We start from the raw sequence: 24,463 nt of genomic DNA, 5'->3' as shown, positions 1-24,463 counted from the left end.
ACGAAGGATCAGCCATGACCGAGACCAGTTCCAACGGCGTCGTCGCCTATGAAGTGATCGACCGTATCGCCTGGGTGAAATTCAATCGACCCGACAAGCGTAACGCCATGAGCCCGACGCTGAACCGCGACATGATGGAGGTGCTCGACCTGCTCGAGCACCGGGACGACGTGGGCGTGTTGGTGCTGACCGGCGAGGGTGCGGCGTGGACCGCCGGCATGGACCTCAAGGAATATTTCCGCGAGACCGAAGCCTTGGGCCTGGCTGGCACGCGCAAGGCGCAGCGCGAGAGCTATGGCTGGTGGCGGCGGTTGCGCTGGTATCAGAAGCCGACGATCGCCTGCGTCAACGGCTGGTGCTTCGGCGGAGGCTACGGCCCGCTCTTCGCATGCGACCTCGCGTTCGCCGCTGAAGAGGCCCAGTTCGGCCTTAGCGAAATCAACTGGGGAATTCTCCCCGGGGGCGGCGCGACCAAGGTGGCGGTCGAGCTGATGCCGTTCCGCAAAGCGATGTACCACGCGATGATGGGCGAGAATATCGACGGCAAGACGGCAGCCGAATGGGGGCTGGTCAACGAGGCCCTGCCCCTGATCGCCCTGAAGACGCGGGTGACCGAAGTCGCGCAGGTGCTGCTCAAGAAGAATCCGGTGGCGCTCAAGGCGACCAAGGACGCCGTCCGCCGCGTCTCAACGATGAGCTATGACGATGCCGAGGATTATCTGATCCGCGCGCAGGAAGCGGCCAATTCCTACGATAATGAAGGGCGCAAGGAAGGCCTGCGTCAGTTCATCGACGAGAAGAGCTACAAGCCCGGACTGGGCGCGTACGACCTCTCGAAGCAGAAGGCCTGATCGCTCGTGGGCGAACGATCGCTGGAACGGCTGCTCAATCCGCGCTCGGTGGCGATTGTCGGTGCGTCCCCAACGCCCGGGGCCCTCGGCAATTCGGTGCTCGCCAATCTCGAACGACACGGCTTCCAGGGCGACATTCACCTGATCAACCCCAAGCGCGACGCGATCGGCGGGCGATCCTGCCTCAAGTCGATTGCGGAATTGCCAGAGGGCGTCGATGCCGCCGTGCTCGCAATACCCGGGCCGGCGGTGTTGGGCGCAGTGCGCGAATTGGCGGAACGCGGAGTCGGCGCGGCAGTGATCTTCGCCGCGGGTTTCGCTGAAGGCGGCGAGGACGGCCTTGCCGCACAACGCGAGATTGCGCGCATCGCTGACGAATGCAGCATGGTGATCGAGGGGCCGAACTGCCTCGGCATGACGAATTTTGTCGCCGGAATTCCCCTGACTTTCGTGGAGACGCCGCTGCACCCGTTCTCCGGCGAGGGCATTGGCATCGTCTCGCAGTCGGGGGCGATGGCGGTGGTGCTCGGCACCACGCTGATGGCCAAGGGGCTGCCGATCTCCCTTTCGATATCGACCGGCAACGAAGCCGCCAGCAGCGTCGAGGATTATGTCGAGCATCTGATCGCCGATGCCGACACCCGAGTGATCGCGATGATCGTCGAGCAGTTCCGCAAGCCCGTGCGTTTCCTCGCGCTCGCCGCACGAGCGCGCACGGCGGGCAAAACGATCGTGCTGCTCCACCCCGGCAAATCGAGCGCCGCGCGCGAATCCGCGGCCACGCATACCGGCGCGATGGCAGGCGACTATGCGCTGATGCGCGCCAAGGTCGAACGGGCGGGCGTGGTGCTGGTCGATGGGCTTGAGGAACTGGGCGACGTGGCCGACATCGCCCTGCGCGCACGTCCCGTCGGCGCAGGCGGCATAGCGGTTCTAACCGAAAGCGGCGCGTTCAAGGCGCTCACGCTGGACCTGTGCGAACAACTCGGGCTCGATCTTCCCGCCATGGGGGAGTTGACCACCACGAGTATGCGGAATGCCATCCCGGACTTCATCCCGGTGAGCAATCCAATGGACCTCACCGCACAGGCGCTGGTGGATCCCGATCTGTATCGCCGCACGCTCGAACCCCTGCTCGCCGATCCGACCTATGCCGCGGTGGTGCTAGGCATCATCCAGACCGACGAGACGACGGCGGCGCGCAAATTCCTCCCGATCATCGACGCGATCCGCGCGCTCGCCCCGCAAAAGCCCGTGCTGTTCGCGGGTCTCGACGACGGGGCCGCATTCAACCCCGATTATCTTTCTGGGCTGCGCGCGCTCGGCGTGCCCTATTTCCCCTCCCCCGACCGCGCCCTCCGCGCGCTCGCACATCTCTCACGGCTTTCGGGGCGGGAAATGGCGGCGAGCGACGCGCTCCCCATCGCGATCCAAATGTCCGCCGGCGTGGTTCCGGAATATCGCGCCAAGGCATTGCTCGGGCCGATCGGCATTGCCTTCCCCGAAGGCGGGTTCGCGGCGACGCTGGACGAAGCCCGGTCGATCGCCGCGCGGGTGGGCTATCCCGTGGCCATCAAGGCGCAGTCAGCGGCGCTCAGCCACAAGAGCGATGCGGGCGGCGTCATCCTTGGCATCGGCGATGCGGGGGCGCTCGCCGCGGCTTGGGACCGATTGTTCGAAAATGTCGCTGCCTATGACTCCGCCATCGCTGTGGACGGCGTGCAAATCGAGAAAATGGGGGCACGCGGCGTGGAACTGATCGTAGGCGCCAGGAACGATCCTGAATGGGGCCCGATCCTCCTTGCGGGTTTCGGCGGTGTTCAGGCCGAATTGCTCCAGGATGTCTGCCTGCTCGCGCCCGACCTTACTCACGCCGCGATCGTTGGCGAGCTCCGCCAGCTCAAAAGCGGCGCCCTGCTCGACGGCTATCGCGGTTCTCCCGCGTTGGATGTCGATGCTGTGGCGACGCTTATCGCTACTCTCGGTCGCATCCTGCTGGGCACACCTGCCATCCGCGAGATCGACCTGAATCCGGTCGTCGTCTATCCGGTGGGACAAGGCGTCGTCGCGCTTGATGCGCTGATACTCGCCGAGTAACAGGCGCCTATCGTTCCTTCGCCTCGATCCTCGCCAGCAGCGAGAGCAACTGCGCCCGGTCATCGGCGTCGAAACCCGACAGCATTTGCTCCTCATGCTCGCGGATGCGCGCGAGGCTTTGAGCAAGCTGCGCCTTTCCCGCCGGCGTCATGGCCAGCGCAAATGCGCGGCGATCGCCCGCAGGCACCTTGCGCTCGATCCAGCCGCGATCGACCAGCTCGTTGATGATCGCCACCATATTGGCGCGCTGGATGCCGAGCACGCGGCCCGCCGCACCCTGATTGATCCCCGGGTTCGCATCCACCACCGAGAGAATGCCAAACGGCACCTGGCGCATCCCGGTACCTTCGAGCGCGCGGGCGAAATCGCCGGCGAACGTGGACGACGCGCGGCGCAGGTGATAGCCGACGAGTTCGGTGAGGACACCCAGCTCGACATGCTCGTTCTGCACTGACACCAGCTTTCCACCCTCCGCTAGGGCCGGCTTATCGTGACTCAAGCGAGGCACGCAAGGCCGGCAGCAGCCTGATCGGCCGATCATGACAGGCGCTTGCAGCTCCGATGCCCGGAGTCGCTGGATGACCGATGCAACGCCGGGAACCCAGGTGATCCCCCGCAGGCGCTCACGCGTAGCGGTTGAGCACGTCTATGGTGAACGGCTTCAGGGCGTCGAAGCGGCCGGTCGCCATCTTGTGGAGCCATTCGGCATCGTTGAGCAACGCCCGGCCGACCGCGACGAGATCGAACTCCCCGCGTTCGAGACGCTCAATGAGCGCGTCCAGGCTTGCCGGCCGCGACACCTCTCCGCCCCAATTCGCGCGATACTCGCCGCTGAGCCCAACCGAGCCGACGGTGATCACGGCCCTGCCCGTCACCTTGCGCGCCCAGCCGGCGAGATTGAGCTCGCTCCCCGCGAATTCCGGCTCCCAGAATCGCCGCTGCGAGGCATGGAAGATATCGACCCCTGCCGCTACGAGTGGACCGAGCCATGCCTACAGGTCCTGCGGAGTCTCGGCCAGGCGCACCGAATAATCCTGTTGCTTGAACTGCGAAAAGCGGAAGGCGACAGGGAAACCGGGGCGGACGGCCCGGCGGATCGCAGCAATACTTCCCACTGCGAAACCCGTACGTTCGGCCTCGGCGGCGCCGGCGGCGGACGCCTCTGATGCCGGCGGCGTCTCATAGGCGAACCACCACCAGGTGGCCCAGACGAGGCCGACCTCTCCGGTGAAAAAGAACATCCAGCGCCTGCTCGCGAGATCGAGCCAGTGGACCTAAGTCAGGATGATCGCGATCAGCGGCGGCGCGATGACTGCGCCCAGCGGTTCCCGCATTGATCATGCCCATCGCCAGCGAGCGGTGATGCGCAGGAAACCACTCGGCAACCGCGCGCGTCGCCGCTGGGAATCCATCACCCTCGCCGGCCCCCAGCAGCAGGCGGCTTGCAGCCAGAGCCAGGACACCACCCGCCAGCCTGTGGCTCGCGCAGGCCAGCGACCAGAAGATCATGATGGCGAAAAAAACCCGCGCTTGGTCCCGATCCGATCGATCAGCCAGCCCCCGCCTGTCCCCCTATCGTGAACCGGCTACTTCGCCTCGATGACGATCAGCGACACGCCTTTCAGGGGCAGGTTGAAGTCAAGCCGCGCCTTGCCGCCTTTGGTGGCGAGCGACTGTTCGGGCCCCACCGCTACAAGCTGGGACGCCTTTTCCAGCTCCTGATATTGCGGGAATGTCGGCGCGGCAGGCGAGCCCATGCGCTTCCAGTGATCAAAGGCGTTGCTGTGCCTCTCATCCACGCGCCAGTGGGTGACCCTGGCACCGTTGAACGCCCGGCCCAGTCCGGCAATGTCCAGGGCTATGGCAGCGTCGGGACCCGGCACGTCATCGTCCCGATAATGCCAGACCATGATCGCGAGCTTCTTTGCATCGCGTGTGGCGAGGACGCCGACATCTGGCCCGGCGCGAACGCCCTTGGCGACGATGTCATCCAGAGCGACCTGACTGCTGCTGGCCGCGTCGAGCCGCTCGGAGCCCATCTTTTCGTACATGCGGAAGATATTCAGCACGGGCAGATCGATGCCGTTGGAGGCCAGTTGCCTGAATCCGGCAAACCAGGGCTGATCCTCGAAGGTGAAGGCCCAGGTAAGGACGCCTTCGAGCTTGACGCCGTGCCTTTCCGCCAGATCCCATTTGCGGGCGAAGCTGGCGGCAGTGTAGCTCGAATACATCAAGCCGTTGCGATAGCCCATCTGCGGCCCCGCGCAGGCGGCGCAGCCTTCCGGGTCGCTTTCCCCGATGATGATCGGCTTGGCCTTGTGGGCGGGCGACGCGGCAACCTTCCGGAAACCGGTGTTGATCCGCTGCAGATGGTTCGAGATTCCCATGCGCACATGGCCATCGACGAATTGCGGCGATCCCTTGGCGTGAAAGGCGATGAAGTCGGTGGGCGTGCCGGTCTCCCCCGTCGCATAATTCTTCCCATTGGCGACGTGCTCCATGAAGCCTTCCATGTAGCGGGCGTTATTGGCGGACGCGACATCGGCGCCGCCCACACGGGCGGTCGGCAGCGCACGCTTGACGGCGGCTATCGCGTAATCGTGGAGCTTGAAGAACTCCTCGGGCGTCGCCTTCCAGTAATCGGGACCGTCAGGTTCGTTCCAGACCTCGAAATACCATTTCTCGACTTCTTCGCGGCCGTAACGCTCAACGTTGTGCTTGGTCCATTGGTAGACCAGCTCACCCCATTTGTCGTAATCCTTGGGCGGATAGCCCCAGCCCCCGCCGATCATGTTATAGGGGAAACCCGGCCGCCATTCGTGCTGATAGGGCACATTTGCGGGTGCGGAAGACAGCGCCTGGGGCATGAAGCCGATCTGCAGATAGGGGCGGACGCCGCGCGCCAGATAGCTATCGAAAATCCCGTCGACGATCGTCCAGTTATAAACCGGATTGCCCTGCTTGTCCTCGGTATAGGCGTTGGTGCTGCCCCATTTGAAGGCCGAGGTGCCATCGCCGCTGCTGAGAAGATTATGCGTGCGGAAATATACCGAACCGGGCGAAAGCTCCCCCAGGTGCTTCATGAGTTTGCGGCCATCTTTCATGGTCGCATAATTCGGTTCGTCGGCGCCGAAGAACCGCCACATCCGAGGCAGGGGCCCGGAGCTTTTTGCAGCGTCCACAACGATAGTGACGGGAAAGGCCTCAACCGGCGCGGCCGGGGCTGTGGCGGCCGGGGGTGGGGTTGTCTGGGCGATGGCCGGGCTGGAGGTCAGGGTCAGGCAGGCTGCCAAGAATTTCCAGCTCATATCATTCCCTACCCTGATTGTGTGGGCCTCCGGGAAGACATCCCGTCTCACACCCACCTAGATAACCAATACCTTCCTTGCTTCGCAGCTTCGTTCGCCTTGTTCAAGCAAGCGCCCAGGTTGCGAATTCGAACCTTTTCCTTCGCGGCACTTGCTCTGAAGGGTGCCCGGATTGACACGGCGTGTCAGGAACGGGTCACAATTCCCTCAAGGCCAAGCAAGTTCAGGCTAGGCCGGTTTGCGCTCCGTGGCACGCCTAGCGGGAGTTCATCGCGACTGTGACCTGGTTCAGGCGAATGACATGCTCGCGTCCGCCGCCATCGATCTTGAAGGCGCCGCCCCATCCATAGCCCTTCAGCAGGCCGGTGCGCCAGGTTACGGTGCCTGCGGCGAAGCCATACTGGCCCTGGCCCAAAAGCTGATCGCCATTGTTATAGAACCGATACTGGCCGCCAGAGAGATTGATTCGGCCTAACCGAATCGGGTTGCTCGGCCGCCCATAACTATACACATTATAGTCGCCGGATCGGGGCGCTCCGCTGGTCTGCGCAAGCGGGGTCGGCGGCCGAACCGCCGGCATGGGCGCTTGTGCCGCCGGGCGTGGCGCCGCCTGAGCGGCAGGTGCCGTCGCCGGCTGCCCCCCCGCCCTTCGCAGGCGGTTAAGGCTCACCGCGCGCTGAAAGAAGCCGTCAGTCGAGAACGCGTTCTTTTCGCGGACGATCGCCTGCGTGCCGTCGGGCGTCAGGCGAAGGAACTCGGCGTCGGTCCACCCGCTTCCGTCGCTATATTGAATCGCCTGCCCGGGCTGATAGGTGTCTTGCGCGATGGCGGGTGCCGCCAGAGCAATGGCCACAGCGAAACAAGAGCGCTCCAGCCACCAGTCTCCGCGTCTTGATCCTTCATGCTTGCCCATTGCGCACTCCCTTTCAGGCAAGGTCGCACCCAGGGCATTACCAGGCAAGCGCTATCTCACAGGGACACCGACTGGCGCATATGCAGGACCTCATTTCGCGACGCAGAGCCGGCACACTATCGCGGCGTGGCAGGCGATTTGCGATGAGCGGGTGCGGACCGACCGCCTCCGGAGCGGGCGACTTCAATTTGCCATACGTGGCCTGGAACCTCGGAACCTATCATTTGTTAGTCGGGCGGAGAGTGAGCGATGCCTCGGCAGTTAATACGTTGCTGACATGCGCGATGTCTATTCCCTGCGCGGTGGTTGCAGGCCTCGGCCTGGCCCAATATGCCGATGGCGGTGCCTTCTCATTCTATAAGCAGAGTCCCGCGGCCTGGCCCGAATATTCCATGTCTCAAGCGCCGCGGTCAGACTGGTCCTATCCGATCGACCCGGTCGCATCGCAGGTCGCCGCTGGCGGGCAGCAGGCCAACCCGATCGACGCGTTGTATAGGGACGATGCTGTCGTCCGCCTGTGAACGCCGCACGCTTCGAATACACATCCGGAGACGCATCGCCGCCCGTTCAACGAGCCCGTTCTCGTGAATTGAATCACCCCGCCGAAGCTGTCGTGCAAGTCTCCCAGGGTTCTTGGACCCGCCCAGAGGGTGCTGAACTCCCCGCATCGCTTCAGGATGCTCCGCAGCCTGCCATCGAACACGAGATCGGCGACAGCGAGCTCCTGCAAGACAGCCTCCCTGCTTCGGAGACTTACTGAGTCAAGGCGCACATCACCCGTACGAGCCGGCTCTTGGCATGCCGACGCGGTCGAAAACTGTGGTAGTGAGCTCAGTATCGCGCTTCCTTCCAAGGCAGCTTTTCGAGAGACCGGTAGTGATCGCCGCAATACTCCGCATCGCAATACTCGCTACGGCATGCCTTTCTTCAGCAGGCATCGCCCAGACGCCCCCCGAGCCGCCTGGGGACGGACTGTTGTTCGCGCTGTCCGGCGGTAGGGGCGCGAAGCCCGAGCGCGCCGCTGGGGCGCCGGATCCGATATTCTCGCAAGGCGTGTCGATCGTCGCGGACGGGCGCAGCGGCGCTGCCCTGGCGCTTGCCGACGATCTGACGCTGGCCTGGCCCGCGGCGGGCAACATTCATGCCCAGCGCGGGACGGTGTCCTTCTTCTTCCGCGCCCGTACGCCGCTCGGCTCGACGCCGTTCGCGCTGTTCCGCGTCGGCGGCAGCGACGGGACGAGCTGGGACATGACCTGGGCCAGGATCGACTGGAACGGTCACGGCTTCGACGCCTTCGTGACCGATACTGGCCTGGCCCGCACGCGGGCCTCGTTCCGGATCGACGCGGTCCCGGCCCCGTCGGCCTGGACGCACATCGCCTTTGCATGGGACGAAACCATCGGGGTGCGCCTGTGGATCGACGGCAAGCCCGCCGCGCGCACAGATCGCAAGGCGGTTTACGACGCAGGGCTGTTCGGGTTCGGCCCCTTCCAGCGCATTGTGTCGCCCTATCAGGTGCAAAGTCAGTATAATTTCCGGCGCTCGGGCGATCTCGACGAACTGCGCATCTACGATCACATGCTTGAAGACGCCCAAGTCGCAGCCTTGGCCGCCGCGGAGACGCCCTCCGCGCCCGCGGCGCCCGCGCGCTCGCTGGCCGACACCGCCACGCGCGACCAATGGTGGCTGCGCCACGGCTGGACCCGCGAGGCTCCGGCTTATCTGGCGGACCCGGTCACGCGCATCCGCAAGGTCGAATTCAGCGATACGCGCGATCTGAAGCAACGCATGTTCCGAGGCGCGGACGGCATCCGCGAGACGACCTGGCCGGGGGTGTACAATCGCTCGCGCCTGGCGGGGCGAACCGACTATTTCGAGCTGCCCGACTGGAACGTCTATTCCACGGGCGGGCGGCGCTACACGCTGGTCTTGCCGGACGAGCGCTGGAACCGGGTGGAGATCACCGGGCCGGCATTCGGCAAGCTGATCGCAGGCGAGCGCGATACGGTGAACCAATGGGTGCCGCTGGCGCTGATGGGCGTCGCGCCCGATCGGCTGATCGCGTCGCAACGCCGGCTGCTCGACGCTACCTATGCCAACCATATGTGGAGCAACGGCCTCAGCCGTATCCGTGCGGACGAACTGCACAGCTACGAGGAGGGCATCAATGCGGTCGCCCAGGCCATGCAGCTGAGCTGGGGCGATCCGAGCGCGATTGAGCGCGCCATGGAAGTGGCGCGCAATTATCCGCGGCTCGCGCAAACCAATGAAGCCGGGCATTCGCACATCATCAGCTCTTATTTCAGCGGGACCGATATCGTCCGCGAGGGCGTCTGGGGCTGGCAGCGGCCATACGGTTTCCTCGTCGCGCATCCGGGGCTGCTTCTTGTCGATTACAATGGCGCGCCGGCCGTGAAATCGGTGGTGCTTCCGCTGCTCGACGGCTGGCTGGCCCATGGTCGCCAGGAGAAGGACGGGACCTGGAGTTTTCCTGCCGAGATCGAGTGGAAGACGGACGCCGTCAAAGGCAGCGGCGTGGCCAGCGCGGCCAACATGTTCTGGGCCGCCTGGGCCTGGACTCGCGACGACAAATATCTCCGTCCGATCATGGCCAATGTCAGCCGCCCCAATCTTGCCGGCCTGTCGCAGCTCAATGCTGATCTTCTGGCGCAACTGCCGGGGGGTCCGGCCCTGTCGAGTGCGGTCGCCACGGGGAGCGTCAAGGCTGGCGGCGCGAGCAATGACCGCAATCTGGGCGGCAGCTCGGACTCCGATTTCGCGCGCTTCGTGCGATGGCAGCGCACCGGCGACAAGGCGATCCTCGCCGATCTCTACGGAGCCGAGATCGAGTCGAACAGCCAGCGGATGCACTTGCTGACCGAGGGACATTTCTGGTCGGACCGCGTCAGCGTGCCAAGCGAATTGCTGCAACGGGCGCGATTGGGCGGCACCGCGCATCGCCGTAACGCCTATTACCCCGGAAACCTCGTTCGCTGGCGCTTTGCCGGCGCGGCCGCCGAAGACATCGCGATCCTTATCCCTGACGGCGACCCGCGCAGGTTCAAGGTTATCCTATACAATCTGAGCGGCAGCGCGGCGATGGCGCGGATGATCGGCGACCGGCTAGCTGCGGGGACCTGGAGAATGAGCGGGGGTGTGGATGCCGATGGCAACGACCGAGCCGACACGGCCGGGACGGCGAGTGACATTACGCTGGAGATGGGCGCGGGTGTCGATCTCGCCGCACCGCCGCGCCAGTCCATGGTTTACAGTTTCGAACTCGTCCGCCCCGGCGACGAACCGGCGACACGAGCCGATATCGGCGTCTCGGCCGACGATCTCGTCCTGCGGGGATCTAAGCTGGCCATCACGGTTCACGGGCTGGGCGCCAGGCCGACCCCTGCCGGTGTGGCGACGGTCAGCGATGCGACAGGGCTGACGGTAGCCACCGTTCGCTTTCCGGCGCTAGCGCCGCCAAACGACCTGCTGCCCAAGACCGCGACCGTCAGGGCAACGGTTCCACAAGGCGTGGCCACGAGCGAGCTGCGCGTCACGCTGCGCCTTGATGGCGATCCGAAGGAGGTCAGCGGCGAGAACAACAGCGCCGGCTATGGCAAGTATCTCGCGGGCCGGCCGGTAAGATAGGTTCCCGCCTGCTCCCCGGCACGGAAATGGGCGGCTCCGCGCGAAGCCGCCCACATCGTTCGGCCCAGCGGCCTATTTAGAAGTTAACGCGCGCGCCGACGCGGAAGTAGCGGCCCATGATGTTCGGGCCACCCCAGGCCGGGTTGAACTGGTAGATGTGATACGCGGCGCTCGGATCGAACACGGGGGCGATGTCCAGCACATTGAGCACGTTTGCGTAGATGGTGAACTTGTCGCCCACCTTCTGGCTCAGGCTCAAGTCCACATTCCACTGCGCCTCGGCTTCGCACAGGACCGGCGTCACGCCGTCTGCATAAACCGAGACGGAGCTGCCCCGGCTGGCCAGGCAGTCACCCTTGACGCCGCCGTAATCGATCGACGCCAGGTCGTAGCCACCGGTGTAATAGGCTGTGACCGAGCCGGTGAAGCCACCGATCTGCAGAGTATTCTGCCAGCTGCCGCGCCACTTGGGCGCACCCGAGCAGGATGTGACGTCACAAGGGCTGAGGGTGCCTTCATAACGCTGGGTCCCGGTTGGCAGGTCCTTTTCGAACCTCATGAGGTACGAAGCTTCGAACGAGCTGGTCAGCGTTGCGCCGCCGAAAGGGATGCGGACATTGGCGCCCAGGTCGATGCCGGACACGCGCTGTGCGTCGTTGTTCTGGAACGAGTATTGGATGAATCCGATGTGCGGAAGCAAAGTCGGGTTGTTCACGTCCGGCGCGCCTGGGACGACCGTGATGCCGGGAACGTTCACGACGCCATTATTCGAATAGTATTGGTTGCGGACATCCGAATAATCGGCTCCGCCGATGATGTCCCGGACCTCGATGTTCCAGTAATCCACGGTGAAGCTGACATTGCGCATAGGCTCGAAGATGCCGCCGACGGTGAAGCTGGTCGATTTCTCCGGGTCCAGCGCCGGGTTGCCCGTAGCGGTTAGGCCCACCGCGAAGCCTTGGGTCGCATAGGCGTTGCCCTGGTGCGCATTGATATAGGCGGCTTCCGCCGGCACCGCCGAACTCAGCGTGTAGGTCACGAAGCCGGTGGTCGGCAGACCGAAGGCCTCGTTGAACGAAGGTATCCGGAAGCCCTTCGAATAGGTGCCGCGAACCGCGAGCTGCGGGATCGGAGTGAACTTCGCGCCGATCTTGGGCGAGAAGTTGCTCTGTCCGGACGAGTAATCGTCATAGCGGCCCGATGCATTGATCTCGAGCTGGGGTAGGATCGGCGCGTTGATTTCGAAAAACGCCGACTTTACGTTACGAGAGCCGATCGCACCCACGGCATTGGCGCTGTAATAGCGATCATAGGGATTGCCCGAATTTTCAGGGTTGGCCGACGGATTGTTGATCGACTCGTGGCGGTACGACGCGCCGACCGCCGTCTGCAGCGGGCCGCCGGGGAGATCGAACAGGTTCTTCGCGATCGTGCCCGACACCTGCCACAAGTCCGAGAAGGAGCGATTGCGGTTCTCGGGTGCAATATACTGCCGGACCGCCTCTGAGTTCGCCGCCGGGTTCATGAAATTGTAGGTGCCCCGCGCCAGGACATCCAGAATGCGCTGCCCGTTCAGGAAGCCGTTCTGGATCACATCGAGCTGCACCTGCGATGCCGTCGCTTCGAACGTATAGTTCCAGTCATCCCCGAACGAGCCATTGATGCCCGCGGCGGCGCGAAGGCTCCGCGCCTCGCTCTGAATGTCGCGCGGGCGATCATAACGATACAGCAACTGGGTGCGGTAGCCCTGGGCGGCGAACGGGTTGTTGGGGTTCAGCGTGCCGTTCGTGGCGTTGCAACCGGTGTTGAGGTTGCCGTTGGTCGTGGTTGTACCGAAATTGCCCACGCCGGTCGGGCACACATATACCGGCAGGTACACGTTGGTCGGCTGCAGGAAGCCCGGAGGGGTCGGCGCCGGATAGGACGTGGCGCCCTGAAACGTCAGAGGGGCAAGCTGCGTATGCGTCTTCACCTGATAATAGTTGGCGGCAGCGTAGAACTCGGCGTTTTCGCCGATCCTGGCGGTGAACCGCCCGGCGAAGCCCAGGCGCTCCTGCTCCGGCTGGAGCTGCGAATAAAGAGCCCGCTGGTCCGCCGAGCACTGCAGGGTCCCGGCGCTCGTGCTCAGCGGCGTGCCAAGCTGTGCCGCCGTGGGTACTTGCACGGGAGTGAGGTTGCGGCAGCCCGCTGTCGGATTGAGAAGGTTGTACAGAGCGCCGGGAGAGACGCCGGCGACGGCGCCAACGGCGGCGCCCGTCGCGTCGACCGGGCGGCCCACGGGTACGGGCGTCGCTAGCAGGCCGTTGTAGATGAACTGGACACCGCTCGTGGCGCCGCTGGGCATCACGCTGTTCCAGGCGCCATTGGTCATGCAGACGTTAGAGCCGGCCGCATAGGTGCGCGCCGCAGCCCCCGTGCCCACGACACCTCCCAAGGATGTGCCGCAGAGGCCGCTCAGGTTGGACGTTCCGAACGGATACTGCCGATCCCGCGCCCAGAGCGCCTCCTGACGCTGATATTCGCCGTTGATATAGAAATTGAAGCCCTGGGCATCGAGATCGCCGTGACCGACGGTCAGATCGAAGCGCTGCTCGCCGGCATCGCCCTTCTGCGAGATACCGGCAGAGGCATTCGCGTGAATCCCGTTGATCTGCTTCTTCGTGATGACGTTGATCACGCCGGCGACCGCATCGGCGCCGTAGGTGGACGAAGCGCCGTCGCGCAGGACTTCGATGCGCTCGATGATCGCATTGGGGACCGTGTTGAGATCGACGAAATTGCGATGACCGTCATCGGCGAGCGGATAGGGCGCCATGCGCAGACCGTCGAAAATCGTCAGCGTGGACTGGACCGTCAGGCCGCGAAGCGAAACTGCGTTCGCGCCGGTGGCGAAGTTCGAGCCGGAGTTCCAGCCCTGGGTAATCGTGCCTGCGCCATTCGCGGAGACCCGCTGAACGGCTTCGGCGACGGTGTTGATGCCGCGCTCCTGGAGCGTCTCCGCGCTGAGGACGGTAACGGGCGAAGGTGTTTCCGCGTTGGTTCGGCGAAACAGCGAGCCCGTTACGACAATGCTCTCGGCGACCTCCTCGTCCTGGCTTTCGGCGGTCGCCGCGGTTTCGGTTGGCGCGGTCTGCGCGAAGGCAGCCGTGGGCACCGCCAGCACGGCGATGGCGCTGCCGAGAAACGTGCCCGCCAAATAATGTGTCTTACGCATGGTGATCTCCCTGTTCATCGGAGAGTGCCTCAATATCTGAGGATCGTCTCGCTATCTCCGCGTAGCTAGACGGGAAATCAACTCTGTAAACCGAGTAATTAGGGCATGTTGCTACGTAATCACGCACCTTTCGCTTTATATGTTCTGAAGTTTTACGTAATCTTTCTGGATTCTTTACAATACCTTTACAACTCTAGGCCCCGGAATATGATAAGGTTCCTATCTCAAATCTTCAAGCCAGGCTGGGAGGAACGTGGAATTCCTTTTTAAAGGCATGGCTGAATGCGCTCAGGTCGGAAAAGCCGAGCAGGAGGGACACCTCGGTCGCCGAGTGGTTGCCGCTCTTGAGCATGTTCATCGCCAACTGCATCCGCAGCTTGCGGTGGTAGCTGACGGGAGGCGCGCCGAAGACCGCGGAAAAATATCGCGACAAGTGAAAGCTGGACAACCCCGCCACATCCGCCAATTCCGACAGCGGAACATTGCGGGAGGTGATCGCATGCAGATGCGCACGCGCCATTTCCAGCCGATTCAGGATCTCACGGCGAGTCACCGCGCGTTTGAGATTCAGCTGCTGGATATGGGCGGAGGCATCCTCTCTTGCTCCTTGCAGGACAGCCGCCGCCGCGGCGGCCAGCGCCGGAGCGTGGGTTTCCCAATCTTCCGGGTGGCGGTGTGCGCGCGCGGCCGCGTTTGCGAGATCCACGCCTGTCTGCGTGCTCATCAGGGATCTTATAGCGGTGCGGCCGAGCAGTTGGGCTTGCGCCGGCGTGGTCGATGCGCTGGGGAGATATATGCAAAGGCCGCGCGATGGAGCACGCAGTGTCGCCTCATAGGCCTCCCCGCGATCCACGAGCAGCAGCCGGCCGGGGCTAAGTCGATAGGTGCGACCATCGACGTGGTAAAGCTCCTCGCCTTCGAGGCATAGTTTCAACGAGAGCGCCCGCCCCGTCATGATGGTCTCCCCCCTCCCAAGACTGGAGAGAACCACGCGGGGCCGATCGATCGCGGCAAGGGGCGCCGTCGCATGGTTTACCATTCGGACGGCATCAACGCGCACGCGACTTCCTTCTCACGCTGTCGATGGAAAGTACGCAGCCCGCAGATGAACGCCACATTACCAATGATCGAAATACGCAAGATCGAACAAGCCGAATCATAGGCTCCGGCCAGAAGGCCTGACACGTTAGGCGAGCCCCGTTTCGCATTGTTCGATGTTGCGCAATTCGCTGGACTGCCCTGTTTCAGGGCGTATCCGCAAGATCGAACAACCCCCGCCTCCTCAACAGGCCCTAACCCCGCATCGGGCTGCCGGAGCCCGAGTTGGCGGTAGAGGAAAAGCGGGATGAACGCCCTGGGACGATTGTATCAAGCGGAGGATCTGGAACGCCCGTCTATCCGGCGGGGCGGACTAACCCTGATCTTCGATCCGCTCGAGCTTTGGCTGGGTGACGTGCAGGTCCGGCTCTCGCCGCTCGAATGCGAATTGATGCTGATCCTGATGCAGCGCGGCCGTGCCCATTGGGCCATGGTCGATGATGTCCTTCGCGGTGGTGAATCGAGTGCGACGATCAGAGACGTGCTGGTGCACAGGATCCGCCGAAAATTCCTCGCGGCGGGTGGCGGTGATCCTATCGAGACTGTCCGCGGCTGGGGCTTGAAGCTTCGCGTCCCGCCCGACCATGGGCAATCGACCAGCGTGTGGATCGGGACGCGAACGCCGGCATTCTAAGCCGGTTTGCGCAGCAAAGGGCTTTCTAACCGGCGTTCGCCCAGACGCTCGCCGCTGCGGCCCTGTTCTTGCCTGGAAATGGGATGAGGCTGCGAAACGCATCGTCGAACACGCCGTCGATGCGAATGCTGAACGACAATTCCCCGCTCGCATCCGCCCCGTGAAACTGGTTCACCGTATCGAACCACGCCGAATAGCCGGCGACATAGTCGCGCTCGCCCGTGTGGGGATCGAGCATATAGAATGGCTTGCTCAAATTGGTGCGGAGCCAGATGAATTCGTGGCATAGCTCGGCGCTGTCATGGTCCTTGTGCGCGGAGACGGCACGGCCGTCCGGATCGTACATGATCAGCATCCGGCCCGTGGCCGCGAAGGGGAGCGTCGCGACGAAGTCCATAAGCGGGGCGAACTCCGCCGCCTCCGGAGAGGGCTCCCAGATTTCGGTCCGGTCGAGATCATAATAGTCTTCGGGTTCGCGCGAACGGGTCAGCTCGATCATGCGCGATCCGGGACGCGCTGGCGCATCGGCGTCCAGCAGAAACGGCCCCGTGTAGAACTGCCGGTCCCTGGCTCCTTCAAGCCGCTGACGCAGACGGTCGGTGATGAATGCGTCGAGCGCGCTCAGGCGCTCCACGTCGATATAAGGGTCAATATTCTTATAGCTGGGGTAACGGACACTGGTCATGGTTCAGTACTTAGATCGATTACGGCCCCTCGGTCCTAACCCAAGTTATATAATATTTTCCGGAACTTAATCCGAGATAGCGGTTTTATAATTCATTAAATAACTCTGGCGCGGTCTCGAAACACCCCAATCCCAACCCATCGCATGGTTTGGCGGTGGGTGACGCGGCGTTCTATAATTCTTGGAAGTTCAATGAAAATCTATGTAAGCGGGCTCTACGCCGGCGGCAATCCGCAGCCGGGGGTAGGCATCGTGCGGTCGCTGCGCCAGGGATATCCCGACGCCACGATCGTCGGCGTCGAATATTCGAATCGCGTCTCGGGAATCCATTATGACGAGCTCGACGAGCTCTGGATCCAGCGCCCCTGGGGCGAGCTGGACCTGGACAGCTATGCCGCCAAGGTCCGCGATGCGCTGGATGCGGGCGGCATGTGGATTTCGGGCAGCGACCTGGAGGCGATGTGGCTGGCAAGCATTTTCCCGGACGGCCACCGCAACCTGCTCGCCCCGCCAATGTCAGGGATCAAGCGCATCACCAAGCCGGTGGTCGAGGCGGCTTCGGAACTGCCGATCCGGATCCCGACCTATCTTTCGACCGAACATAGCGATTGGGACCTCCACGCCTTTTGCCGCGAGCATAATTGGCGCGTCTGGCTGAAAGGCCCGTATTACGACGCTTCGCGCACGCCGACGTGGGACGCCTTTACGGCGGTGCGCAATGCGCTCAGCAAAGTCTGGTCCACCGAGAAGCTGTTCCTCCAGGCGCATGTAAGCGGTTACGAGGAATCGGTCATGCTCTCGGCCTATAAGGGCGAGCTGCTCGGCGCGGTCAGCATGCGCAAGCGCGACATCACTCCGGAGGGCAAGACCTGGGCTGGCGACGTTTCCGAAGTGCCGCCGGCGTTCCTCGAGCCGCTGCGCCGCATGATCCGGGACACGAACTGGACTGGGGGGGGCGAGCTCGAGATGGTGCGCGACGCAGCGGATCAGCTCTGGCTGATCGAGATGAACCCGCGCTTCCCCGCCTGGGTCCATGGCGCGACGATCGCGGGGCATAATCTTCCCGCGCTGCTCGTCCAGGCCGCCAGCGGCGTGGAGGCCCAGCGTGCGCCGGCGACTTCGTTCGAGTTCACGCGCATCGTGCTCGAGGTTCCCGTCCGCCCCGATTATCCCCTGCCCCCGCTTCCCGAGCCCTTTGCCGGCGCGGTCGGCCATTCGATGAAGCATCCCTCGGGGCTTACGGCGCTTGCCGCGCGGCTGCACAAGATCGATCCCGATATGCTCGATGTGGCATTGGATCCGGAAGGCGGAGAACCGCCAAGCGGGGTGGCCGAGCTTCCCGAAACCTATGTGTCGGATATCGCCGCGCAGGATTTCGACACGATGCAGACGCCGCAATATATCTATATGGATTCCACCGCCGCGAGCCTGTTCAGGCAGGCCGCCGAACGCGCGCAACGCCTGAGCACCGATGGCGTCGAAGTGATCAGCGGCTATTCGATCAAGACCAACCCGGACAAGCGCCTGATCAAGCTGGCGCTGGACAATGGTTTTTATGCCGAGGCGATCAGCCTGGGCGAAGTCCAGACGGCGCTGGAAGTCGGCTTCCGCCCAGATCAGGTCATCCTCAACGGCCCCGGCAAATGGTGGCCCCAGGGCCTGATGCCACGCGAGCGGATGCATGCGGTGTTCTGCGACAGCGTGGCCGACCTCGACCGGGTCGTCACCGCCGTCGAAGCCGGTGAAATGTCAGCCAAGCATATCGGCATCCGCATCCGCACGCCCAATATCACTTCGCGCTTCGGCATTCCGCTCGACAGCCCCACCACCTTCGGCAAGCTGATCGCCGCGGTGAAGCGGCTGCCAGTCGACAGCGCATTCGGCATCCACTTTCACATGGCGAGCAGCCATGTCGGTGTCGCGCAATGGTGGCATCTATTCGAATCGATGCTGCGCTGGTGCCGCTCGATCGAGAGGCTGAGCGGGCGCACTATCGAGATGCTCGATATGGGTGGGGGCTGGTATCCCGACGATTGGCACGCGGACGAAACCTCGAAGATCGTCCACGCAGTCGAATTGGTCCGCACGATGCTTCCCGGCGTCCGCCAGATCGCGTCGGAGCCCGGCAAGGCGATGGCGCAGCCATCGATGGCGCTGGCGATGCGCATCCTGGAAATCCAGAAGCACGAGAACGACATGGTCGAGGCGGTCGTCGATGCCTCGATCGCCGAAATCCCGATGCATTTCTGGCAACCGCACCGGATGGTGCGCCAATGCGGCGATACCGGCGCGTTACAGCCGATCGGCCGCGGCAAGACCTATCTGATGGGCCGGCTCTGCATGGAGCACGACATCATCGCCTCCAACGTCCAGCTTCCCGAAGGCACCCGCGCCGGCGACCTTCTGATCTTCTGCGATGCCGGCGGTTATGACAGGAGCATGTCCTATGTATTTGGTCGAGGATAAGGCCAAGGCCTCTGAAGTCCGGACGGCGGACGCCAGCCTTGGCGAGGGTTTCATGCTCGCCTCCCCGGCTGCTTCTCCGGGCGGCAAGTGGGAGAATTTCCCCAACAGCCACATTTCGCATCACGGAGCAGCCTGTTGCGACATCGCGCACGAATGGCTGCTCGCTTTCGATTTTGCTCAGCTCAACGGCGGCGACATCCTGTCGGGGCCGCGCTGGATGCGCGAGCATTCAGCCTGGGGACCCTCTGCCTGGCCGATCCATTGGTGCGAGGCGGTCGACGCGCCGACCGTCGATTGCGGAGTCCATGCCGCGATAGCGCAAGAGGCGTTTATCGCCCGTGGCGTCCGCGCATTCCGCGCGCAGTTCATCCAGCGGTACAGCACGGAGGCGGCTACGTCCTGGCGCGAAAATTGGGGAAGCAAGGGCGTGTCCGATCACTGGATCGACGGCGATGCCATTTATCATGAGGGCAACGCAGTGCTTGTGGGCGAAGACGAACTGAAATTATGGGACGGCTCCGCCGGCTGGTGGATCAACCCGCGCGGAGAGGGCGGATATGGCAGCCTGGCGGCGGTGCGGATCGAAGCCGATCCGAGCACCTTTCCTGATGGGCTGCGCTGGGGCGAACGCCGTATAAAGCTCAACCAATGGGTCGCCGTGTAATTTATTTCAGCCTTTCGCCAGGTCGGCGAGCCATTCCTCGAGATTGGTATAGCCGTCGCCGTTCCGGTCCTTGTTGGCGTCCGAGGCACTTTTCGGATTGAGTCCGTGGCTGCGCTCCCAGGCATCGGGAAGCCCGTCCTGATCGCTGTCCTCGGGCGCAGGCGCGCTCTTGAGCTGGGGCCAACCGCCCACGTCGCGCTGACTGTCGATCTGGCTGCCCGTGCGGTCGCGCACGCCGGCTACGACGCGCACGTCCACCGCATCGCGGACCTTCGAAGCGCCGGCACTGGCGAGCACGCGGCGATATGCGCTGGCCTCGGGGTCCGAACGGACCGGAGCAACGTCTATCGGCTGAGCCAGGCGATAGCCCTCGGGCTGCACTCCAGTCACCAAGCTCCACGGATCACTGGGGATCGAGCCGTTCATGCTGTTGCCCGAGAAATAGGCCTTTGCCAGCATGTTGGCTTCGTTGAAGGCGATCGGCGCCTTCGACTGCGGCCCGGCGATATAGGCGTTGTCCACGAAATTGTAGCGGGAGAGCGTCGCCTTGTCCGCATTATAGCCCGAGCGGGTGCTGCCCCAATTATAGAAGACGTTGGACCGGAAATCGAAGAATGCGCCGATCGGGTCCACATCGGGGCCGCTGTAATTGCCCGGACGCGGCATCCGCGCCGAGTGGCTCGCCCACAGATTATGGTGGAAGCTGACCTTCGATCCCCGCCCGCCACGAACGAGGCTGCCATAGCCATGCTCGCCCTTGGCATGGAGCGAACGCGTCAGCGATTCCGAGATGATCGACCACTGCACCGTCACGTCGTAAAAGCCCTGCTCGGGTATCGTATAATTAGCCGATACCGATAGCGTCTCATCGACCGACCAGCTCGCCGACACATGATCGAGGATGATCCGCCGTCCCTTCGTGATGGTAATCGCGTCGGACTCGGTCTTCGACTCGTCGCCCAGTCGCGAGCGGATATAGCGGACCACGACATCGTCGGCCGATATCTGAAGCATATGATCGCGCAGCGTGATGCCGTCGCCGGGGGCGGACTGGCCCGCGATCGTCACGCGGCCTTCGCGGATCGCCAGCGGCTTGAGCAGTTTGATCGTGCCCGAAACCCGGAAGAGGATCGTCCGCGGGCCCTTGGTCTCGACGGCCGCGCGAAGGCTTCCCGGCCCCGAATCCTCGAGGTTGGTGACGAACAGCACGCGCCCGCCCCGCCCGCCGAGCGAGGCCGCCCCGGCCCCCTCTGCGCCAGGAAAGGCGGGGACGATATGCGAGGCCGCTGGCCCGCCCGCTTGCAAGGCGGACGCCATGAGCAACGTGAAAATCATGGCGCCTGCCTCTGCTGGGTTAGAAGATCACCCGCACGCCGCCGGTGAAGATCCGCCCGGTGCTTGCATAGGTCTGGGTGACGGGGTTTGCCGAATACATCGTGCGGTATTGCGGATCGTTGGTCAGGTTGCGCCCTTCCAGCGTCAGCTTGGCGAAGTCGGTGAGGTTCACCGCGACTGCGAAATCCACGTTGAGCGTGTCTTCGTTGTAGCCGAAGTCCGCGACCACTGGCGAGTTGCAGGGCCCGCCCGCGTTGGTCGTGATGCCCACCGCACAGGTGCCGCTGGCCAGCGGGAAGCGATTGACATAACGCTTGCGATACGCCCCCGACACACGCGCCGAGAATACGCTGTCCTCATAATAAAGCGTTGCGTTGAACGCATCGGGAGAGGTGTTGAGGAACGGCCCTTCGGCGAAACTGTTCGACGCGGTCGGGGTGGTTCCCGTCTGCGTCGCGGCCACCGCCGTGCCGGTGAGATAGTTCAGGCTCGACTGGATGTGCGTGTAGTTCGCAGTCACGCCCATCTTGTCGAACGGCGCGGGCAGGAAGAAGAAGTTGCTCTGGACGTTGACTTCCAAACCCTTGATCTCTCCGCCCGGCGCGTCCTGGAACTGGCGCACGTTGAAGGTGCCGCCGTTGATCACATAGTTGCGGAAGGCGACGTTGGTGAAATTGGCGACCACCGCGTCATAGATTTCGGGCGGAAGCACGGCGCGCAGCGGCGCCTCGCCGGCGATCTGCTGTGGGAAGCTGCCGATATCCTTCTTGAACAGAGTCAATGCAATCAGCCCCGAGCGGCCGAAATACTTCTCGAAGCTCAGATCGAAGTTTCGTGCGCGGAACGGATTGAGCATCGGATTGCCGATGGTTACCGAAGGCGCCGCGCCGGCCGAGTTGAGGCCGCCCGTGAACGACGGGAAAGAAGTGGTCCCCGGCGTCAGGCTTGCGAGCTGCGGACGCGAAATCACGTCGGCGGCCGCAAAGCGGACCAGGAAATCCTCCATCGGCTCGTAGTTCACGTTAACCGAGGGCAGCCAGTCATAATATTCGTTGCTGGCCCGGACCGGGAAGCCCGCGACGCCATCGGTGCCGCCGATCGACCCCTCGCCAGTGACACGCGTGCGTGCGACGCGCATCCCCACATTGCCGCGCAAGGGCCGGCCGAGCAGCTGGGCATTGTAATCGACCTGAAAATAGCCCGAAAGGTCGTTTTCAGTCACGGAATTGCGCTGGCGCCCGTCAGGCGCGGCGCGGAAATCGCCCCATTTGTTCACGCAATTGCAGTCGATGCCGAACTGGCTGACGAACTTGTTCAGGTCGGGCGCATAGAAGCTGGTAGGCGTGCCCTGCGAAACCTGAAGCCCTTGGCCAAAGCCGAGCGTCTGGCCCAGATCGGTGATCTGGAGACCGGCCTCCTGGAGCGTCGGGTTGATCGCTTCGATGTCCTGGCTGCGGCGGCCCTGATCGGCTTCATATTTGAAGCGCTTCCAGGTTCCGCCGAACTTGATCGACATCTCCGGCAGTGGTTCATAAGTGAAATTCATCCGCGCGACGCGGAATTCATTATCGACCCGCGTGTTGAAATAGCGGATCGTCGAGAGGCCTTTCACCAGCGTCCAGCTCGCCGGATTGGCGACGTCGAAACCTGGGTTGAAGACCGGCATCTTGCCGCCGTTCCGATCATCGAACGTATATCCGTCGCGATCGATGGTATTGAACTCGGCGAGCAGGCCGGTTGCGCGGAAGGTAGATTTCGACCAGCCGATGGTCGCGTCGTAGAACAAATCGTCCAAAATATCCTGATGGACGTTGAGCGTGCCCTGCTTGAATTCGGTGCTGCCATATTGCGCATCGGTGGAAGTGCGCCAATCCACATCGTCCAGCACCAGATAATCGGCTTGGCCCGCGGCATTGACGTTCGCCGCGCGGATCTTGGTGTTCGGCCGACCGATCAATTCATTATAGAATGCCGTTTGGGTCGCCGATGCAATGAAACCCCGCGATGCGGAATTGTTGTAATAATCGAATGGATTGAGATTGTTCGGGTTCATGCTGTTGAGATAGCCCGGCAGCACGACGTTGCCCGATAGAGTCCCGTCGCAATCGATCACGGCGCTGGGCACGCAGTTCGGATACAGCGCGACGCGATCGGCATTGCCATTGGCAGTGCCGATGGCGCGCAGCCCATTGGCGCCGGTCTGCTGGGCTCGCGCATTGGTGCCGTTGCGGTTCAGGCCGATCGTGGTGATGCCTGAGGTCTCGCTGTCCTGATCGTAGCGCGAATAGACGCCGTCCAGGGTGATTTCTGTGTGCTCGCTCGGCTTCCACTGCATCGTCGCAGTCGCGCCCAGCCGCTCATAATCGAGCTTCTGACGACCGATCGAAGGAAGCGCAGGGATGATCGTCGTTGGGGTGATCAGCGCATAAGCCGCCGGATCCGAACCGAAAGTCGCGCCCGTGCCGCCGGGGCGGGCGAAGCCGAACGTGTTCGGTGTGACGCCGTTGATCTGCGAATTGCGGTAGGTGTATTCGAACTGGCCGATGCTGCGGCGATACGAATCGATCTGCTGGCTCTGCTTCTGGTACGCGATCGAACCCAGAACTCCGAAAGTGTCCGTAAGCCTGACCGAGGCCAGGGCCGACAGGCGCGGATTCCACGTCTTGCCATTCTCGCGATATTCCCCCTCGGCGCCTATCGCGAAGCGATTGCCCTTATGGGCCAGCGGACGTCCGGTGGTGAGATCGATGATCGCGCCGAGCGAGCCTTCGTCATTCTCCGCCGCGGTTGTCTTGGTGATCTTGACGCCGCCGAACAGTTCGGAGGCGAAAGTGTTGAAGTCGAAGCCGCGGCTGCGGTTCGCGCCGGCATCGGACTGGTTGCCCCCCGCGATGTTCTGCGCGTCCGCGCCGTTCAGTCGAGTCGACTGGAAGTCGCCGCCCAGGCCGCGAACCGTAATCGAACGGCCCTCGCCATTGTCGCGATCGATCGACACGCCTGGCAGGCGCTGGATTGATTCAGCCAGGTTGGCGTCCGGGAAGTCGGCGATATCCTCGGCGGTGATCGCATCGACGATCTGGTTCGACTGGCGCTTCACGTTGAGCGCGTTCTGGAGCGATGCACGGAAACCGGTGACAACGATCGCCTCGCCTTGCGTCTCGGAATCCTGCGACTCCCCCTCAGCGGCCGATGCCGCAGGATCCTGCGGAGCTTCCGCCGGCGCAGCCGCGGGGGGCGCCTGTTGCGCTTGCGCCGGGGCGGCCATCACGAGGGCGAGACCGAGCGCGCCAAGCGCCGATCCATCGCGCAGAACGGAGGCGAGCGCCAGGCGGCGCCGGGCACTCGTCGCCACTATGCTATTCATTTCATTAGACACTTGGAATCCTCCTGCCGACGCAATTTAAGGTGGCGGCTGCACCCGGGTGCGGAGGGTCGGTCGTCTCTGGCAGGCGCAATGCGCCGACACGCCAGAGTTCCTCCCCAAAGCCACCCGCGGATCTCCGCCCGCTTGGCGCAAGCGCGACACACGCTCGTCGTCCCTTATTCTTCCCTC

The 24,463-nt window shown here is 63.4% G+C and carries 18 protein-coding genes; 7 read left to right on the top strand and 11 right to left on the bottom strand.

What is annotated here, in order from left to right; all coding sequences use genetic code 11:
- The first annotated feature begins 14 nt into the window (after nucleotides 1-14).
- Entirely contained in the window at nucleotides 15-851 is an 837-nt protein-coding gene (locus VF617_RS14385; RefSeq protein ID WP_331015597.1) for a p-hydroxycinnamoyl CoA hydratase/lyase, read from the top strand.
- 6 nt (nucleotides 852-857) lie between these two features.
- Entirely contained in the window at nucleotides 858-2,948 is a 2,091-nt protein-coding gene (locus VF617_RS14380; protein ID WP_331015596.1) for an acetate--CoA ligase family protein, read from the top strand.
- Between the two features lie 7 nt (nucleotides 2,949-2,955).
- Here the strand turns inward: VF617_RS14380 and VF617_RS14375 are convergent, their stop codons facing one another.
- From VF617_RS14375 to VF617_RS14350, 6 genes are all read right to left on the bottom strand, one after another.
- Nucleotides 2,956-3,405: a MarR family winged helix-turn-helix transcriptional regulator gene (locus tag VF617_RS14375; protein WP_331015595.1), complete on the bottom strand. Its 450-nt coding sequence runs from the start codon at nucleotides 3,403-3,405 to the stop codon at nucleotides 2,956-2,958.
- A 166-nt stretch (nucleotides 3,406-3,571) separates the two neighbouring features.
- Nucleotides 3,572-3,823, bottom strand: a complete 252-nt coding sequence (locus VF617_RS14370) for a hypothetical protein (protein WP_331015594.1) — start codon at nucleotides 3,821-3,823, stop codon at nucleotides 3,572-3,574.
- A 117-nt stretch (nucleotides 3,824-3,940) separates the two neighbouring features.
- Complete coding sequence (locus VF617_RS14365) at nucleotides 3,941-4,189, bottom strand: hypothetical protein (protein ID WP_331015593.1); 249 nt, start codon at nucleotides 4,187-4,189, stop codon at nucleotides 3,941-3,943.
- On the bottom strand, nucleotides 4,128-4,457 hold the full coding sequence (locus VF617_RS14360; RefSeq protein WP_331015592.1) for an MFS transporter: 330 nt from the start codon (nucleotides 4,455-4,457) through the stop codon (nucleotides 4,128-4,130). The genes VF617_RS14365 and VF617_RS14360 overlap by 62 nt, the downstream gene beginning before the upstream one ends.
- A gap of 77 nt (nucleotides 4,458-4,534) precedes the next feature.
- Entirely contained in the window at nucleotides 4,535-6,256 is a 1,722-nt protein-coding gene (locus VF617_RS14355; RefSeq protein WP_414714063.1) for a GH39 family glycosyl hydrolase, read from the bottom strand.
- A gap of 256 nt (nucleotides 6,257-6,512) precedes the next feature.
- The gene (locus VF617_RS14350) at nucleotides 6,513-7,109 is read right to left on the bottom strand and encodes a hypothetical protein (protein ID WP_331015591.1); all 597 of its coding nucleotides are present in this window, start codon (nucleotides 7,107-7,109) and stop codon (nucleotides 6,513-6,515) included.
- Between the two features lie 302 nt (nucleotides 7,110-7,411).
- Here VF617_RS14350 and VF617_RS14345 point away from each other — a divergent pair, with 302 nt between their 5' ends.
- Complete coding sequence (locus VF617_RS14345; RefSeq protein WP_331015590.1) at nucleotides 7,412-7,690, top strand: hypothetical protein; 279 nt, start codon at nucleotides 7,412-7,414, stop codon at nucleotides 7,688-7,690.
- Nucleotides 7,691-8,045: 355 nt separating this feature from the next.
- Complete coding sequence (locus tag VF617_RS14340; RefSeq protein WP_331015589.1) at nucleotides 8,046-10,814, top strand: LamG-like jellyroll fold domain-containing protein; 2,769 nt, start codon at nucleotides 8,046-8,048, stop codon at nucleotides 10,812-10,814.
- 76 nt (nucleotides 10,815-10,890) lie between these two features.
- Here the strand turns inward: VF617_RS14340 and VF617_RS14335 are convergent, their stop codons facing one another.
- Nucleotides 10,891-14,028 carry a TonB-dependent receptor plug domain-containing protein gene (locus tag VF617_RS14335; RefSeq protein ID WP_331015588.1) on the bottom strand — a complete coding sequence of 1,046 codons (3,138 nt, stop codon included), beginning with the start codon at nucleotides 14,026-14,028 and terminating at the stop codon, nucleotides 10,891-10,893.
- A gap of 232 nt (nucleotides 14,029-14,260) precedes the next feature.
- On the bottom strand, nucleotides 14,261-15,088 hold the full coding sequence (locus tag VF617_RS14330; protein ID WP_331015587.1) for an AraC family transcriptional regulator: 828 nt from the start codon (nucleotides 15,086-15,088) through the stop codon (nucleotides 14,261-14,263).
- Nucleotides 15,089-15,373: 285 nt separating this feature from the next.
- On the opposite strand from VF617_RS14330, the gene VF617_RS14325 reads away from it, so the two are divergent.
- Nucleotides 15,374-15,760, top strand: coding sequence for a hypothetical protein (locus VF617_RS14325; protein ID WP_331015586.1), 387 nt, complete (start codon nucleotides 15,374-15,376; stop codon nucleotides 15,758-15,760).
- A gap of 25 nt (nucleotides 15,761-15,785) precedes the next feature.
- Here VF617_RS14325 and VF617_RS14320 read toward each other — a convergent pair whose 3' ends face one another.
- Nucleotides 15,786-16,445, bottom strand: a complete 660-nt coding sequence (locus VF617_RS14320; RefSeq protein ID WP_331015585.1) for a hypothetical protein — start codon at nucleotides 16,443-16,445, stop codon at nucleotides 15,786-15,788.
- A gap of 192 nt (nucleotides 16,446-16,637) precedes the next feature.
- Between VF617_RS14320 and VF617_RS14315 the strand changes: the two genes are divergently transcribed.
- Nucleotides 16,638-18,911 (top strand): ATP-grasp domain-containing protein, encoded by a 2,274-nt coding sequence (locus VF617_RS14315; protein WP_331015584.1) that lies wholly within the window; start codon nucleotides 16,638-16,640, stop codon nucleotides 18,909-18,911.
- Nucleotides 18,892-19,575, top strand: a complete 684-nt coding sequence (locus VF617_RS14310) for a hypothetical protein (protein ID WP_331015583.1) — start codon at nucleotides 18,892-18,894, stop codon at nucleotides 19,573-19,575. Before VF617_RS14315 ends, VF617_RS14310 begins: the two co-directional genes overlap by 20 nt.
- A 6-nt stretch (nucleotides 19,576-19,581) precedes the next feature.
- Here VF617_RS14310 and VF617_RS14305 read toward each other — a convergent pair whose 3' ends face one another.
- Together VF617_RS14305 and VF617_RS14300 are read right to left on the bottom strand one after the other, a co-directional pair.
- Nucleotides 19,582-20,910 carry a pectate lyase gene (locus tag VF617_RS14305; protein ID WP_331015582.1) on the bottom strand — a complete coding sequence of 443 codons (1,329 nt, stop codon included), beginning with the start codon at nucleotides 20,908-20,910 and terminating at the stop codon, nucleotides 19,582-19,584.
- A gap of 19 nt (nucleotides 20,911-20,929) precedes the next feature.
- Nucleotides 20,930-24,262, bottom strand: a complete 3,333-nt coding sequence (locus VF617_RS14300; RefSeq protein WP_331015581.1) for a TonB-dependent receptor domain-containing protein — start codon at nucleotides 24,260-24,262, stop codon at nucleotides 20,930-20,932.
- Nucleotides 24,263-24,463: the final 201 nt, after the last annotated feature.

The sequence above is a fragment of the Sphingomonas sp. genome (assembly GCF_036388215.1).
Classification (GTDB): Bacteria; Pseudomonadota; Alphaproteobacteria; order Sphingomonadales; family Sphingomonadaceae; genus Sphingomonas.
The sequence above is the reverse complement of the archived record's forward strand: the minus strand, read 5'-3'. Positions and strand labels throughout refer to the sequence as shown.

Excerpts from the sequence above, each read along its gene's own strand:
- VF617_RS14385 (WP_331015597.1), top strand. The coding sequence starts at position 15 with ATGACCGAGACCAGTTCCAACGGCGTCGTCGCCTATGAAGTGATCGAC.
- VF617_RS14365 (WP_331015593.1), bottom strand. The coding sequence starts at position 4,189 with ATGTTCTTTTTCACCGGAGAGGTCGGCCTCGTCTGGGCCACCTGGTGG.
- VF617_RS14360 (WP_331015592.1), bottom strand. The coding sequence starts at position 4,457 with ATGATCTTCTGGTCGCTGGCCTGCGCGAGCCACAGGCTGGCGGGTGGT.
- VF617_RS14355 (WP_414714063.1), bottom strand. The coding sequence starts at position 6,256 with ATGAGCTGGAAATTCTTGGCAGCCTGCCTGACCCTGACCTCCAGCCCG.
- VF617_RS14335 (WP_331015588.1), bottom strand. The coding sequence starts at position 14,028 with ATGCGTAAGACACATTATTTGGCGGGCACGTTTCTCGGCAGCGCCATC.
- VF617_RS14325 (WP_331015586.1), top strand. The coding sequence starts at position 15,374 with ATGAACGCCCTGGGACGATTGTATCAAGCGGAGGATCTGGAACGCCCG.
- VF617_RS14320 (WP_331015585.1), bottom strand. The coding sequence starts at position 16,445 with ATGACCAGTGTCCGTTACCCCAGCTATAAGAATATTGACCCTTATATC.
- VF617_RS14315 (WP_331015584.1), top strand. The coding sequence starts at position 16,638 with ATGAAAATCTATGTAAGCGGGCTCTACGCCGGCGGCAATCCGCAGCCG.
- VF617_RS14310 (WP_331015583.1), top strand. The coding sequence starts at position 18,892 with ATGTATTTGGTCGAGGATAAGGCCAAGGCCTCTGAAGTCCGGACGGCG.
- VF617_RS14305 (WP_331015582.1), bottom strand. The coding sequence starts at position 20,910 with ATGATTTTCACGTTGCTCATGGCGTCCGCCTTGCAAGCGGGCGGGCCA.